The 14,777-nt window shown below is 62.3% G+C and carries 11 protein-coding genes and 1 pseudogene; 11 read left to right on the forward strand and 1 reads right to left on the reverse strand.

The annotated features are described in order from the left end of the window. Positions 1-2,033 precede the first annotated feature (2,033 nt). Positions 2,034-2,948 (reverse strand): hypothetical protein, encoded by a 915-nt coding sequence (locus FPZ22_RS00760; protein WP_144889393.1) that lies wholly within the window; start codon positions 2,946-2,948, stop codon positions 2,034-2,036. Positions 2,949-3,304: 356 nt separating this feature from the next. Here FPZ22_RS00760 and FPZ22_RS00765 point away from each other — a divergent pair, with 356 nt between their 5' ends. The 11 genes and pseudogenes from FPZ22_RS00765 to FPZ22_RS00805 all read left to right on the forward strand — a co-directional run bounded on the left by FPZ22_RS00765 (position 3,305) and on the right by FPZ22_RS00805 (position 14,659). Further along, a complete protein-coding gene (locus FPZ22_RS00765) occupies positions 3,305-5,152 on the forward strand; it encodes a type I restriction-modification system subunit M (protein ID WP_144889395.1) in 1,848 nt (615 codons plus the stop codon). Then, positions 5,149-6,486 (forward strand): restriction endonuclease subunit S, encoded by a 1,338-nt coding sequence (locus tag FPZ22_RS00770; protein WP_144889397.1) that lies wholly within the window; start codon positions 5,149-5,151, stop codon positions 6,484-6,486. Before FPZ22_RS00765 ends, FPZ22_RS00770 begins: the two co-directional genes overlap by 4 nt. Continuing rightward, entirely contained in the window at positions 6,483-7,241 is a 759-nt protein-coding gene (locus tag FPZ22_RS00775) for a hypothetical protein (RefSeq protein WP_144889400.1), read from the forward strand. The genes FPZ22_RS00770 and FPZ22_RS00775 overlap by 4 nt, the downstream gene beginning before the upstream one ends. Positions 7,242-7,256: 15 nt before the next feature. Further along, positions 7,257-8,120: a GIY-YIG nuclease family protein gene (locus FPZ22_RS00780; RefSeq protein WP_144889402.1), complete on the forward strand. Its 864-nt coding sequence runs from the start codon at positions 7,257-7,259 to the stop codon at positions 8,118-8,120. Beyond that, positions 8,117-8,953, forward strand: a complete 837-nt coding sequence (locus FPZ22_RS13720; RefSeq protein WP_210412681.1) for an HNH endonuclease — start codon at positions 8,117-8,119, stop codon at positions 8,951-8,953. Before FPZ22_RS00780 ends, FPZ22_RS13720 begins: the two co-directional genes overlap by 4 nt. Before the next feature lie 40 nt (positions 8,954-8,993). Further along, positions 8,994-10,550, forward strand: coding sequence for a type I restriction endonuclease (locus FPZ22_RS13840; protein WP_246120810.1), 1,557 nt, complete (start codon positions 8,994-8,996; stop codon positions 10,548-10,550). A 202-nt stretch (positions 10,551-10,752) separates the two neighbouring features. Further along, positions 10,753-11,802, forward strand: a complete 1,050-nt coding sequence (locus tag FPZ22_RS14295; RefSeq protein WP_425463026.1) for a type I restriction enzyme subunit R domain-containing protein — start codon at positions 10,753-10,755, stop codon at positions 11,800-11,802. Between the two features lie 32 nt (positions 11,803-11,834). Next, positions 11,835-12,098 carry a hypothetical protein gene (locus FPZ22_RS13845; RefSeq protein WP_246120816.1) on the forward strand — a complete coding sequence of 88 codons (264 nt, stop codon included), beginning with the start codon at positions 11,835-11,837 and terminating at the stop codon, positions 12,096-12,098. Between the two features lie 320 nt (positions 12,099-12,418). Further along, the gene (locus FPZ22_RS14175) at positions 12,419-13,273 is read left to right on the forward strand and encodes an AAA family ATPase (RefSeq protein ID WP_144889404.1); all 855 of its coding nucleotides are present in this window, start codon (positions 12,419-12,421) and stop codon (positions 13,271-13,273) included. A gap of 52 nt (positions 13,274-13,325) precedes the next feature. Next, positions 13,326-14,444 (forward strand): annotated as a pseudogene (locus FPZ22_RS14180) (AAA family ATPase); the annotation flags it as partial. Beyond that, the gene (locus FPZ22_RS00805; protein ID WP_144889408.1) at positions 14,441-14,659 is read left to right on the forward strand and encodes a hypothetical protein; all 219 of its coding nucleotides are present in this window, start codon (positions 14,441-14,443) and stop codon (positions 14,657-14,659) included. The pseudogene FPZ22_RS14180 and the gene FPZ22_RS00805, both read left to right, overlap by 4 nt. The last annotated feature ends 118 nt before the right edge of the window (positions 14,660-14,777 follow it).

Here is a 14,777-nt window from a genome sequence, read left to right on the forward strand (position 1 = left end):
CGAAAGCGAAGCGATCACGCGCGCTATCTGCGCGCGCAGTGATCCGCGCGAAGCGTACTCGGCCGCCTGGTCGGAGGCGCAATGGTACTTATGGGCAGAGGGGTGGCCAGTTGCCGCCGCTCCGAAAATGCGCCTCCATGGCGTCCTCCATCCGATAGTCCAGTCTGATCGCTTGGCACTGACGGCCATTGTCCGACGAATAGTAGTGAACCTGGAAACGGGTCGACACACAGGTTGGCCAGCCTTGCCGGTTCGCCCGCGCGTCTTGATATGGCTTCAGGCGCGAATTCAGCGCCTGCAGATTGACTGTCGAATGGGGGTAGCGGGGTGCTTTCGCGACGCCATGAGCAAGCGCGGATAGGTTTCGTTTATGGCGCGATTGCATCTCACGGTTGATCGTACGCATAGGCAGGTTCCTGCGATTTCATATTTGCCTTTGCTGCCGGACGAAACTCTCTCGAGCTGGGTCAATCGCCATCCCGGCACGTCGCTGCAGCGGCGCCCCTTTCAAGAAGAGAAAACCTTCGGGAAGCTCACGATCGATCTTCCCGACCTTCCTGGCGCCTTGTACGATGAGCTGCAGCGCGCAGCGCTACCACCCGATAAATGGGTCTTGCTGCCCCACCAGCGCACACTGTGCTGTCCGCGTTGCTTTGCTGAGGATTGGGCGCGGGGAATGCCGCGTTATTTGCGTAGAGCGTGGTGCGTAAGCTGGCGAACCTGCTGTCCTCGCCACGGGCCATTTTTTGATACTGACAGAGGAGCGGTTCCTCCGGAGTGGGGCCACTTTCTGACCCGCCCGAGCTGGTCGGGACATGAAGCAACTATCCTGCACCTGCGACCACAGGGATGGTATTTTACGCTTGCACTTGGCGCGGACCAGCGGGCAATCCATCTAGAAGCGGCTCTGGCAGACGTACCCGGCGCCTGGCGCCCCGGAGGCTTGAGCGGAAAAAAACTAAGGGCGATCTATCGGCAAATTGTTTCGGACCTGCTCGCCCAATTCTTCTTAATTGGAGGGGGTTCGGAAGCACCTCCCCCTCACTCTAGCTTCAATAATGCTTTAAACGGCAATCGATTCGCGATTAACGTGCTCGCCGAGGCAATCTTGTCCGAGTGGACCAATACCCCCCTGCCTGCGCCCACACTTGCTCGCCGGACGATGCTGTTGGTGCGGGCGATCGGCTGGGGTCTTTCCCGCCCGGCGAAGGCTCATCCGTCGCAGGTGCTGCTTCGTGGACCCAGTGATCGCTGCCGATCGCTGGTTCGCTATGCCGGGTTCCTAAGGCGCCTTGACTACGCTCGCGTTTCGGATCCGGAAGCTCCTAGGCTGATCGGTTACCTCACCGTTCCCGAGGCTCGTCTCCTCGGGATGTCTGGAAATACTGAGTTCAAGTTGGCCAGCATGGCCGTTGAGGGGCGTTTTTTGGCCTACCACGGCCGGAGCGGTCGGCTGGTGGAGAACCCCTTTCTGCCTGCCCAAGAGCGTGTGGGCCCGGGGGAATTTCCGGCGAACGTTCTCTTGCCTAAATGGGCGTATTGCCCGCCTCTTGATGAAGGCTGTATGTCGTCACCTCGATTCCTCGATTCGACTAGTAGTCAAAAGGCTCGCAGGCGGCGATGTCGCCGCGAGGAGCTGAGGAGCGTGCGACCTCCGCTCATTGGCGATGGTGATTAGGGCTGGTTATCAGGGGTAGGGTGGGGCGGCTCGGGTCTTTAAGTTCGTACCGCAAGGTGGGTCGGTCGCTGGCCGGAGGGGCTCCTCAAAGATCACACAAAAAGCAATAGGGTTCACCCAATGCATTGAGCCAAGTGATTCTGCTCGGCCAGCACTGGGTGGTGACGTTGACAAGCAGTCTCTGGCCGCATAGCGCCCGCAGGCACGCTCGAGCGTCGTCAGCTGGCGACTGGGGACTACGCAGCTCTAGCTGGACGGCCGGTCTCGGACCCATCGTCAGGTTTCCGAAATAGAAGAGGACCGCGGAACTCCGCGGCCCTTCGCGTTCCGGCGTTGCCCAGATCTCGCTGGGCGGCTAGCCGCCCAGCGGGACACGATCCGCATCGGCACTCCCGTCGATGTCGAAGTCCCACTCAAGCACGTCGTAGGTTCGGGACCCGTAGCCAATCCAGTCGACAGTGAACGTGCCTGCCTCTCGCTGGATCGTTAAGCAGCCCTGCACCTTGCCGCCGCCTTTGTCGAAGGTGAACGCCATGCGGGCGGGTTCGACGCAGTTGGAAACCGGGAAGCGCAGCATGACGATCCGGGGCACGCCGTGGCGGCTATTCAAGATCAGGGCGGCATCAGAGAAAGTCGGGGAACCGGCGGGTTCTTGTGCCGCCGCCTCACGTTGCTCCTGCTCGGCCTGATCATGGTCGCTACCCGTGTTTCCAAGTTTCCAATCAGCCACTTCATAGGTCTTGGTTCCATTGCCGAACCAGTCCACCCTGAACGTGTTCGTCGCTGCTTGGAGGGTCCAACAGCCACGGACGGTCTTGCCTTTGTCTTGCGTGAACGCCACACGCGCGGGGTCGGGGCAGTTGTAGACCGGGAACCGCATCACCAGGATTCGCGGCAGCCCATGTCGGCTGTTCAGGATCATTGCGGCCTCCCCGACGGTCGGGGGGCGAACACCGGCGGAATCGGGAACTACCAAGGTCTCTGTGTCCGCCGATCCAGCGGCAGTGGCGTACTCAACTGCCTGGACCACCTCTTGCTTCGCCTGGTTGGCTGCCCACCCGTCAATGTTGGCCTGCCGCTCGGCTTCGCGTGCTTCTTCTTCCTCGCGGCGCTCCTCGGAGGCCGCGCGGCGCTCGTCCCATGCCTGACGCATGGCGCGCCCCTTCCGGTAGTTCTCGGCGATGATGTCGCCCGTCGTGCGTTGCTGTGCGACCGCGTGGCTGCAGGCCGCCGCCCCAGCAAATACGAGGAGTGCGGTCGTCAGTTTCATGTCATCCCCTTTCCCTGGCGCAAGTGCAGTCGATATTCGCATGCTGAAACGGCCCCGACCAGAAGCGGGTAGCCCCGCGCGATTACAGGCACGATTGGGCCGCTGCTGCGCGTGCTGACATCGCGCTCGGGTTGTGCGGCCATTGGGTGGCTGTCTCTTCCTCGGGAGATCTAATGGCTGCAGCTGGTCTCCGTCCCGCGCCCGACCCACGAAAAATAGCGAATCCGGCCTCGGCATCTGCGGCTGGAGCGAACCCACGGAAGCCCGACCAGCGGCGCCATGCCAAGCGAATCTCAGTCCAAGCGACCGCCTCGATTACAATTCGACTTCGAACCGGGCTGGGGGGCCCCCGTCGCATGAATCACTCCGCTCTATCGTCCTTCATCTGGTCGGTCGCCGACCTGCTTCGCGGCAACTACAAACCGCACGAGTACGGCCGCTTCATCCTGCCCTTCACCGTGCTGCGCCGGCTCGACTGCGTTCTGGCACCCACCAAGCACAAGGTGCTGGCCGAGCTCAAGAAGAAGACCGACGCCGGGATCAACCCCGATCCGTTTCTGCGGCGCATCGTGGGCGAGGCTCGCTTCTACAACACCTCGCCGATGGACCTGTCAAAGCTGCTCGGCGACCAGGATCACATCCGCCAGAACCTCTATCAGTACGTGCAGGGCTTCTCCCCGGAGGCGCGGGACATCTTCGAGCGCTTCGACTTCTACACGCAGGTCGAGCGGCTGGCCAAGGACAAGCTGCTGTACCTTGTCACCGAGAAGTTCGCCAACATCGACCTGCACCCGGACCGCGTGGACAACGCGCAGATGGGGCACGTGTTCGAGGAGCTGATCCGCAAGTTCGCCGAGCTGTCCAACGAAACCGCCGGTGAGCACTTCACGCCGCGCGAAGTCATCCGGCTGATGGTCAACCTGATCTTCATCGAGGACGACGACGTGCTGACGCCCGGCAACCCCGTGGTGCGCACCATCTACGACCCGACGGCCGGCACCGGCGGCATGCTGTCGGTCGCCGCCGAGCATCTGATCGAGCACAACCCGGCCGCGCGGCTGACGCTGTACGGGCAGGAACTCAACGACGAGTCCTACGCCATCTGCAAGGCCGACATGCTGATCCGCGGGCAGGACGTGGACAACATCGTGCCGGGCAACACGCTCAGCGAGGACGGCTTCGTCCACCGCAGGTTCGACTACATGCTGTCCAACCCGCCGTTCGGCGTGGAGTGGAAGAAGGTGCAGAAGGCCGTGCGCGACGAGCACGAGCAGAAGGGCTTCGACGGCCGCTTCGGCCCCGGCCTGCCGCGCGTGTCCGACGGCTCGATGCTGTTCCTGCTGCACCTGGTCGCGAAGATGGCGCCGGTGATCAACGGCGAGGGCGGCAGCCGCTTCGGCATCGTGCTCAACGGCTCGCCTCTGTTCACCGGCGGGGCGGGGAGTGGCGAGAGCGAGATCCGCCGCTACCTGCTGGAGAACGATCTGGTCGAGGCGATCATCGGCCTGCCGACCGACATGTTCTACAACACCGGCATCGCCACCTACGTGTGGATTGTCAGCAACAAGAAACCCGATGACCGCCGCGGGCAGGTGCAGCTGATCGACGCCAGCGGCTTCTGGCGCAAGATGCGCAAGAGCCTGGGCAGCAAGCGCAAGGAGATGGGCGAGGACGACATCGCTACCGTCACCCGGCTGTTCGGCGACTTCACCGAGGCCGAGCGCGTCACCGTGCTGGACGCCGACGGCCGCGAGGTGGAGCAGCGCATCGTCACCGCCACCGACAATCCGCCGGTGGCGCCCGAAGGCGGCAAGCTCAAGCGCGTGCCGATCTCGCGCATCTTCGACAACGAGGCCTTCGGCTACACCACCATCACGGTCGAGCGGCCGCTGCGTGACGAGGCCGGCAACGTCGTCAAGTTCGAGAAGGGCAGGCAGAAGGGCCAGCCGCAGCCTGACAGCAGCCTGCGCGATACCGAGAACGTGCCGCTTGGCGAGGACATCCAGGCGTACTTCGAGCGTGCGGTGCTGCCGCATGCGCCGGATGCGTGGATCGACGAAGGCAAGACGAAGGTCGGTTACGAGATCCCGTTCAACCGCCACTTCTACGTGTTCGAGCCGCCGCGTCCGCTGGAGGAGATCGACGCCGAGCTGAAGCAGGTGGCCGGGAACATCACGCGGATGCTGGGGGAGTTGGCGGAATGAGTCTGCCGGCGTATCCGGAGTACAGGGTTAGCGACATCGATTGGGTAGAGATGCTGCCCGCGCACTGGGATGTGGCTAATCTCAAGTGGGTCTGTCGGCGATACTCGGGTGGAACCCCCGACAAGAATCGGCTCGAATTCTGGGAGGACGGAACGGTTCCTTGGCTGAACTCCGGAGCGGTCAACGACGGCTGCATCTATGAACCGACGACCTACATCACGCGGGAGGCATTGGAGAGCAGCAGCGCAAAGTGGATCCCGGCAGGTGCAATTCTGATGGCGCTTGCGGGGCAGGGCAAGACAAAGGGCATGGTCGCCCAGCTGATGTTCGAATCGACCTGCAACCAATCGATGGCCGCAATTGTGCCAGCCGGGCGAGTGCAAGCGAGATACTTGTACTGGTGGCTTGCGAATAATTACCAGAACATTCGGAATATGGCTGGTGGCGATCTTCGCGACGGCCTCAATCTTGACCTGCTGGGCGAGATTCCATGTCCACTTCCGAGCTGTGATGAGCAAGCCGCTATCGCCGTCTTCCTTGACCGCGAAGCCGCCAAGATCGACGCGCTGATCGCCGAGCAGGAAAAGCTGCTGGCGCTGCTGGCCGACAAACGCCAGTCCACCATCTCCCACGCCGTCACCCGCGGGATCGACCCCAATGCCCCAATGAAGGACTCCGGCATCCCGTGGCTGGGCGAGGTGCCGGCGCATTGGACGCTAGGCGGGCTAACGAAGTTCATTGGGCCGATTGTTGATTATCGTGGGCGGACACCGGACAAAGGTGACAAAGGCATGTTCCTGGTGACGGCAAAAAATGTCCGCGACGGCATTATCGACTACGAAGCATCCCAAGAATATGTTGACCCGAACGAAGCTGCTGCGCTGCTGTCGCGGGGTATGCCTGAGGTGGGCGATGTGCTTTTCACGACCGAGGCGCCACTAGGTCAGGTTGCACAGATAGATAGAACGGACATCGCGCTGGCTCAGCGTATTGTTAAGTTTCGAGGTGCGCCGAACGTCATGACCAACGAATACTTGATGTATTGGCTGATGAGCAAGCCATGTCAGTCGCGACTCGCGAGTCTTGCAACCGGTTCTACGGCTCTGGGAATCAAGGCGAGCAAACTCGGCATGATTGAATGCCTCGTTCCTACTGTTTCGGAACAGCAGGCCATCGTTGACTTCATTCGCGCGGAATTAAGACGATTCGATGCTTTGCGGGATGAGGCTCAGCGAGCTGTCGAACTATTTAAGGAGCGCCGTAGCGCCCTCGTCGCCGCCGCCGTCACCGGCCAAGTCGACGTGCGCGGCGCAGTGGAGTCGCAGGCCGCATGACCGACCCCTGGCTCCGCGATGTCCCCGCGGTGTTCCGCGCACTGGCGGATCCCCGGCTGGAAAGCGCGATCCCGCGGCCGATGACGGGGCCGCTCGAACAGGCTTGCGCCCACTGGAGCGCGCTGCACTACACGCTGTCCAGCCTGCTGGGCTGGGCCAGCGTCGGCCGCGGCTTGGCGTGGTGGTACGCCGCCGGCAAGCCGGTTGACGATTCACCCGTGCTGGCACTGGTGCAGCGGGTGTGGGGCGGCGATGACCTCATCGACTATTACGCCGCGTGGTCGTGGTTGCCGCCGCGTGTCGGCTACGAGTTGCCGCAATCCGCCGTGATCGACGGCGGCCCGTCGCCCACGTGGCTCGCCCGGCATTCGCGTTGGCCGGACGAGGACTGGTGGCGCAGCTTCGTCCGACGCGGGCAGGTCCACCACCACGACCCGTTCTACGGCGGCAGCGATCCGCTGCACCTGTCCATCCACCACGGCCCACCCACGACCGAGCCGTCGGAAAACCCGCTGGTTCACCTGATCCCGGAGCAGCGCCGCGCCGTGCTGGTCACGGGAGGGCTGGACCACTGGCTGGCCGACCTGCACGCGCTCGACGCGCGCCTGCCGCCCATCGGTGACCGCTCATGGCGGGTCGAGGTGTTTGATCGCCGCACCGGTTACCTGGGTGTATACCGCCGCAGCCGCGTCACCGGCCGCTGGTTCACCGGCAGGCACGCCATCCACATGCGCGGCCACGACGCGCACGACTGACCGCAGGGAACGCTCATGCCCCATCCGCAGACCATCCAGATCTTCCTCCCCGCTGGCGATCCGCAGGGCATCCGCATCGCCGAGATCACCACCCGCATCGTCCGCGTCATCGAGGTGCCGCGCAGCTTGCTGGGCGACTTCCTCAAGATGCCGGAGGCCGAGCAGGTCGGCGTGTACTTCCTGTTTGGCGAGGACGAGGACGGCGGTGCCCCTCGCTGCTACATCGGCCAGACCGGCTCGCTCAAGACCCGCCTGTCCCAGCACAACGCCGCCAAGGACTTCTGGAACCGCGCGCTGATCGCGGTGTCGCTGACCAACAGCCTGACCAATACCCATGCGAGCTACCTGGAATGGCTGTCGATCCAGAAGGCGCAGTCGGCCGGGCGCTACGTGATGGACAACGGCAATGCCGGGGGCCGCCCCTATACCCCTGCCCCGATGGAAGCCGACTGCAGTGAGATACACGCCACCGTGCGCACGCTGCTGGCCACGTTGGGCTTCCCGGTGTTCGAGCCGCTGGCGCGCGCGGAGGTTGTACAGCGAGGTGACGAGGTTTTCGTCTGTCGTGCCTCGGATGCGGATGCGAAGGGTCTCTATACAGAAGAAGGGTTCGTGGTGTTGGCTGGGTCAAGTGGCCGTCTGGCAACCGTGCCCTCGTTCCAGAACCACGGCTACCACCGGGTGCGTCAACAGCTGCTCGAGCAGGGCGTGCTGGTCGTCGAGGGCGACCGCATGCGCTTTACCCGTGACCATCTATTCGGGTCCCCAAGCGGCGCGGCCGCATGCGTGACGGGACGCACCGCGAATGGCTGGGTCGAGTGGAAGGACGGGAGCGGTCGCACACTCGGTGAGAGGAAAGCCGGTGTGTCAGAGGCATGAAGCAGACAGGCCCCATGCCGTTGGCGCAACTGGTTGCGGAAGAGTTCGGCGTCCCGCTGGACAACGTCATGCTGCTCCGACACTCCGCTGAGAGCGTCAAGAAGCTATTGGCGGCGGGTGGCACCGTGGAGGACTACACGTACACACAGCCGACGGAATCCGCCTACGACTACCTCCATCCGCTCAAGACGCCCGTCGAGCTTGTGGCGGTGATCGTTCGGGATCATCTCTACGGGGTCTTCAAGGTTCTGGGCGTGGAACGCGAAGGCACGACGTATTCCCTAACGTCTGAGGCGCATCAGCGGTTTGACATGGCGCGAGGCAAGCCCCCGCGACCAGCAAAGCGCTTCTCGATGCAGCCGATGCAAACCGCATACGCTGGCCTGCCAGTGCATGGCTGGGAGGGTCGGAGCAGGACTGCCGTCCAACGATCTGATGGTTCCTTCTTCCTGGAGATTGCGGTTGCTCCGCGGGTTGATCCGGAGGATTCCAGCACCCTCCAGCAGCAGCTCAACCAGCGACTGCAGGCGGCCTTGTCTGATACACCTGCGCGGCGGAGAGAGCGCCTTGCGCTTGCACCGAAACTCCCTCGCATCGTGACCGTCACAACTTCGGCTTTCGTCAGGAACGCAGATGTGATTGCGGAAGTGCTGTTGCGTGCCGGTGGCAAATGCGAGAGCTGCCTTTCGCCTGCGCCGTTCTTCCGCAGAAAGGACCAGAGTCCATATCTTGAGGTCCACCACAAGGTGCGACTCGCGGATGAGGGCGAAGACACAGTCGCCAATGCAATCGCGCTGTGCCCTAACTGTCACCGGCGCGAGCATTACGCCTAGCACTCACTATAGTGCCGTGGAAGCGGCAGTCGGGGGACGCATGAACCTGCACCAGGAACACCACTTCGAGCGTGAGATCTGCGCGCACCTTGCGGCCAATGGTTGGATCCACGCCGAGAGGGACGCGGCCCAGTACGACCGCCAGCACGGGTTGTTCCTGCCCGACTTGCTGGCATGGATCGAGTCGACCCAGACCGACAGTTGGCAGAGACTGCTGAAAACCCACGGCCAGCATCTGGGCGAGCGGCTGGCCGACCGCGTCCGCAAGAATCTCGACGAGCGCGGCACACTGGACGTGCTGCGCCGCGGGGTGGAGATGCTAGGGCTCAAGCAGCCGCTGTCGCTGGCGCAGTTCAAGCCTTCGCTGGCGATGAACCCGGTGACCCAACAACACTACGCCGCCAACCGGCTGCGGGTCGTACAGCAGGTCAAGCACTCGCCCAATCGGCCCAACGACTGCCTGGACCTGGTGCTGTTCGTCAACGGCATCGCGGTGGCGACGGCGGAATTAAAGTCGGACTTCACCCAGAGCGTCGGCGACGCGGTGGACCAGTACCGTCTGGACCGGCACCCGCACCCCAAGGGCGGGCTGCGCGAGCCGTTGCTGGCGTTCCCGGGCGGTGCGCTGGTGCACTTCGCGGTCAGCCAGACCGAGGTGATGATGGCCACGCGGCTGGCCGGGGAGGCCACGCGCTTCCTGCCGTTCAACCGCGGCAATGCGGGGGGCGCCGGCAATGCGCCGGACCCGGCGGGCTTCGCCACCCGCTACCTGTGGGAGGACGTCTGGGCGCGCGACAGCTGGCTGGAGATCCTCGGCCGCTACCTGATCGGCAAGCGCGATGAGAAAAAGCAACTGCAGGCGGTGATCTTCCCGCGTTACCACCAGTTGGATGCCACCCGGAAGCTGGTGGCCGACGTGCACGAGCAGGGCGCCGGCCAGCGTTACCTGATCCAGCATTCGGCCGGGTCGGGCAAGACCAACTCCATCGCGTGGACGGCGCACTTCCTCGCCGACCTGCACCGCGACAACAAGAAGGTGTTCGACAGCGTGCTGGTGGTGTCCGACCGCAACGTGCTGGACAGCCAGTTGCAGGAGGCGATCTTCGACTTCGAGCGCACCACCGGGGTGGTGGCCACCATCACCAGCGACAGCGGCAGCAAGAGCGCGCAACTGGGGCAGGCGCTGAAGGACGGCAAGAAGATCATCGTCTGCACCATCCAGACGTTCCCCCTTCGCGCTGCAGGCGGTGCAGGAGCTGGCCGCGACCGAGGGCAAGCGCTTCGCGGTGATTGCGGACGAGGCGCACAGCTCGCAGACCGGGCAGGCGGCGGCCAAGCTCAAGCAGTTGCTGAGCCCGCAGGAATGGGCGGAGCTGCAGGACGGCGGCGAGATCGACACCGAGGCGTTGCTGGCCGCGCAGATGGGCGCGCGCAGCGCCGAGTCCGGCCTGACCTACATCGCCTTCACCGCTACGCCCAAGGGCAAGACGCTGGAACTGTTCGGCCGTCCCGACCCGGATGGGCTGCCGCAGCCGTTCCACGTGTATTCGATGCGGCAGGCTATCGAGGAGGGCTTCATCCTCGACGTGCTGCGTAACTACACCCCCTACGACCTGGCGTTCCGCCTTGCGCACGATGGCAAAGAGATCGACCACACCCAGGTTGAGCGCAGCACCGCGATGAAGGGGATCATGCAGTGGGTCCGCCTGCACCCGTACAACATCGCCGCCAAGGTGCAGATCGTGGTTGAGCACTACCGCGAAAACGTGCAGCCGCTGCTGGATGGCAGGGCGAAGGCGATGGTGGTGGTGTCGTCCCGGCAGGAAGCGGTGCGCTGGCAGAAGGCCATCCGCGCCTACATCGAAAGCCGCGACTACCCGTTGGGCGTGCTCGTGGCGTTCTCGGGCGAGGTGAATGACCCGGCGAGCTACCCGGAGCCGGTCACCGAGACCAGCAAGCTGCTCAACCCCGGCCTGAAGAACCGTGACATCCGCGAGGCCTTTGCGCAGCCGGAGTTCCATCTGTTGCTGGTGGCCAACAAATTCCAGACCGGCTTCGACCAGCCGCTGCTGTGCGGCATGTACGTGGACAAGAAGCTGGGCGGCATCCAGGCGGTGCAGACACTGTCGCGCCTCAACCGCGCATACCCGGGCAAGGACACCACCTACGTGCTGGACTTCGTCAACGAGGCCGGCGAGGTGCTCAAGGCCTTCAAGACGTACTACGAGACCGCCGAGCTGGAAGCGACCACCGACCCGAACCTGATCTTCGACCTGCGCGCCAAACTCGATGCTTCCGGGCACTACGACGACTTCGAGGTGGAGCGTCTGGCCAAGGTCGAGATGGACCCGCGTGCGACGCAGGCGCAACTGGTCGCCGCGATCCATCCTGTCGCCGACCGGCTGCTGAAGCGCTACAAGGCGTTGCAGCAGGCTCGCGCGGCGGCAATCGAAGCGGATGATGGCAAGGCGGAAAAGACAGCCAAGGACGAGCTGGACACGCTGCTCCTGTTCAAGGGCGACATGGCGTCGTTCAACCGCCTGTACTCCTTCCTGTCGCAGATGTTCGACTACGGCAACACTGCCATCGAGAAGCGCTTCATGTTCTATCTGCGCCTGCTGCCGTTGCTGGAGTTCGGACGCGAGCGCGACACAGTGGACCTGTCAAAGGTCGTGCTGACCCATCACACCCTGCGCAGTGGGGGAAGCAGCCACTCAACCTCCATGCCGACGGCACCTACAAGCTGCCGCCGCTGGATGCGGTGGGGAGTGGCCGGGTTCAGGACAAGCAGCAGGCCTACCTCGCCGAAATCATCGAGAAGGTCAACGGTCTATTCGAGGGGCAACTGACGGATGACGACCAGCTGGTCTACGTCAACGGCGTGCTCAAGGGAAAGCTGCTGGAGAACGAAACCCTCATCCAGCAGGCGGCGGGCAACAGCAAGGAGCAATTCGCAAACTCGCCGGACCTCAAACAGGCGCTGATGAACGCAATCATGGATGCGCTGGAGGCGCACAACACCATGAGCAGCCAGGCACTGGCCTCGGAGCGGGTGCGCGATGGATTGAAGGACATCTTGATGGGGCCCGCACAACTGTACGAGGCCCTTCGTGCGCAGGGGGAGGGTCTGCGCGCCAATGGCTGAGGTTGCTGGAGCTCTTAGACCTAAAGTTACGTCGATTCGGGATGTTTATCGGGGGTAGGCAAAGGCTCTCTCGTCGCCTCCAACAGCATGAGACACAAGCAGCTCTAAGCGTTGGCAACCTTCCAGCCACCGGTGGTTCCTACCTCGGCGTGAAAGAGGTCAGTTCCGCAAGCAGCTCAACAGACACGACAGATTCCACCTTTAATCGCCAAGGGTGGAGGACAGGGTAGGCGAGGGCCGGCCGAAAGGTCCCGCCTTTCGCTTGGCTGTCCGGATAGGGCTATGATCAGTGAGATAAGTCAGCACAGGGGAGGGGCGCAGTGATCACGGGGCTATCCATTTACCGATACAAGAGCTTCCATCCAACGGTAGCTCCCCCCATCCACTTTGAGGCGAACACGCCGCCCAAGCCCGTCTTTCTTTACGGCATCAATGGCGCCGGCAAATCAGCGATCGGAGAGGTGATCCAAGGACTGGCTGGGAAGGAAGCAGAGTTTGCCCATTGCGCCTTGCAAACTAGCAATAACGCTGACTATCGAATCCTCGTATACAACCAGCGATTCTTAGATAAGGTAATCCGCACGGCCGAGGGTGTGCCTGGAATCTTCACCATTGGCGTCCAGGACGCCGCCACCCAGGCGGAGATCGAAGAGAAACAAGCTGAAACCGAAAAGCTTGAAGGGCAATCTGCGGCGTTGGACGCGAAGATCCAGCAAACGATTGACGCGGGCAAGGCAGTTCGGGACATTGCCATTACTGGTGCTTGGAAGGCGCATTCTGACCACGATCAAGGGCCGTTCCGGGACTTGATGAAGGGCTTTCACTCTGATCGTCAGAAGTTCTTCGAGGAGCTGGACACTTGCACCGTTGCCGACGACGTAGAGCTGGACGACCTTGATCGCTTAAAGCAAAGACTGGCAGACACCAACAGCACGGAGAGTTCCCAGCCCAAGATTTCTTTGGATCTAACTGGACTCGCTATCATTGAGGGTGACGCCATCTGGGGCGAGGTGATTGCCGTCTCTGCGACCAGTCGTCTGGCCCCACTCATCGAAAAGTGGGGCAATAGCGATTGGGTGGGCCAAGGGCGAAAGTTTGCGCATGATCCAGAGTGTCCGTTCTGTCAGCAGCACCTGCCGGCTGGCTTCGCCGAAGATCTAGCGTTGCTACTTTGACGGGGACAGGCAGTCGAAGCTCGATCGGGTCCAGTCGCTTTCCGACACCTATGCCCAACGTGTCGCCGAGATCGAGGTGGCAGCTAAGACCATGCTCGAACAGACGTTCTCCAAGGAAGAGCCGGGGTTGGAGCAGGCTTGGGATCTATTTCATGCACAGATCAAGGCTAACGCCGCCTCAATGTTGTCGAAGATCGAGAAGCCGGGCGAGAGTGTTGTGCTGGAAGCCAGTGATGCTGAGGGTTTGACGAAGGCGATCGCTACCGTGAACGAGCGGATCACCCAGTTCAACACCCGAGTTGCGAATCGAGCCGCTGAGCGTGAGCGCATCAAGACCATGTTCTGGCAGGTCATGCGAAGGGAGCGGGCGCCCGTCTATGACACATACAAAGCGGGCAAAGACCCGCTAGTGGAGATACTGAAGAAGGACAGGGAAGACAAGGCGGAAGTAAGTAAGGCGCTGACGGCTGTCGCCGCGCGGTTAAAGGAACTGCGTCGTGTGCAAAGCGGTGTTGCTGCGTCGGTGGATAAGATCAATTCGCGCCTGGCACGGATGGGGATTGCGTCCTATTCGATTGCCAGGAAAGCCGGCGAAGGGAATTTGTATTGTTTGGCGCGCCCCGGGCAAGCCGAAGGAGATATGAAGTCCCTGAGCGAAGGCGAGAAGACTCTCATTTCCTTTCTCTACTACCTGGAGTGCCTTGGCGGCTCAGACACTGCCGAAGCCGGCGCTGTCGATCTCGGGAGGACCATTGCGGTCATAGATGATCCTATATCCAGCTTGTCTCACAATTTTGTGTTTGACATTGCCTCCATCATCTACGGAGAGCTGATCAAGCCGGAAGACGGAACGCCCAGGCCGCGCCAGGTGATCGTCCTGACGCACAATCTGTTTTTCCTGCACGAAGTGCTTCGGCAGACGATCGGCGGATCCGATCTTGCCAAGGCATCAAATAAGTGCCAGCTCCTGCGTGTGGTGAAGTCCGAGCACACCAAAGTCGTGCCCATGAAGGCTGCCGAGCTCATGAACGACTACCAGGCGCTGTGGCAAGTGCTACGAGACGCGCGCGACTCCAACATGCCTGCGATCATGGTGCCCAACGCGATGCGTTGCATCCTTGAACACTTCTTCTGGTTCACGCATCAAGAGGACAAGTTCAAAAGGCGTTGAAGAAGGTCGGCGACGAAGACGCAACCTTCGCTCCCTTGGCTCGCTACCTGGATCGAGGATCACACAAGGATGGGATTAACATCACGGTGATGGACTTCAATCAATACGATCTAAACTACTACTTCACCAAGTTCCAGGCTGTGTTCGTGGCCGCAGGGTTTGGCGATCACTACTCGGCAAATATGGGCGCGGCAAAAGAGCCGTCCGCAGCGTAATGCAGACCACTTCTAGTGAAGCGTCCTGGTGCTGGACTCCGCCCTTCGTGCGCACCGGCGAAGCTGCCCGGTCCAATCGAGCCGACACGCTCGCATTGAGCAGTATCCTCAACAACAC

The sequence above is a fragment of the Luteimonas granuli genome (genome assembly GCF_007795095.1).
GTDB lineage: Bacteria > Pseudomonadota > Gammaproteobacteria > Xanthomonadales > Xanthomonadaceae > Luteimonas > Luteimonas granuli.

Coding starts and splice junctions, on each gene's coding strand:
- FPZ22_RS00760 (WP_144889393.1), bottom strand. CDS start 2,948: ATGAAACTGACGACCGCACTCCTCGTATTTGCTGGGGCGGCGGCCTGC.
- FPZ22_RS00780 (WP_144889402.1), top strand. CDS start 7,257: ATGCCCCATCCGCAGACCATCCAGATCTTCCTCCCCGCTGGCGATCCG.
- FPZ22_RS14295 (WP_425463026.1), top strand. CDS start 10,753: ATGGTGGTGGTGTCGTCCCGGCAGGAAGCGGTGCGCTGGCAGAAGGCC.
- FPZ22_RS13720 (WP_210412681.1), top strand. CDS start 8,117: ATGAAGCAGACAGGCCCCATGCCGTTGGCGCAACTGGTTGCGGAAGAG.
- FPZ22_RS00770 (WP_144889397.1), top strand. CDS start 5,149: ATGAGTCTGCCGGCGTATCCGGAGTACAGGGTTAGCGACATCGATTGG.
- FPZ22_RS00775 (WP_144889400.1), top strand. CDS start 6,483: ATGACCGACCCCTGGCTCCGCGATGTCCCCGCGGTGTTCCGCGCACTG.
- FPZ22_RS13840 (WP_246120810.1), top strand. CDS start 8,994: ATGAACCTGCACCAGGAACACCACTTCGAGCGTGAGATCTGCGCGCAC.
- FPZ22_RS00765 (WP_144889395.1), top strand. CDS start 3,305: ATGAATCACTCCGCTCTATCGTCCTTCATCTGGTCGGTCGCCGACCTG.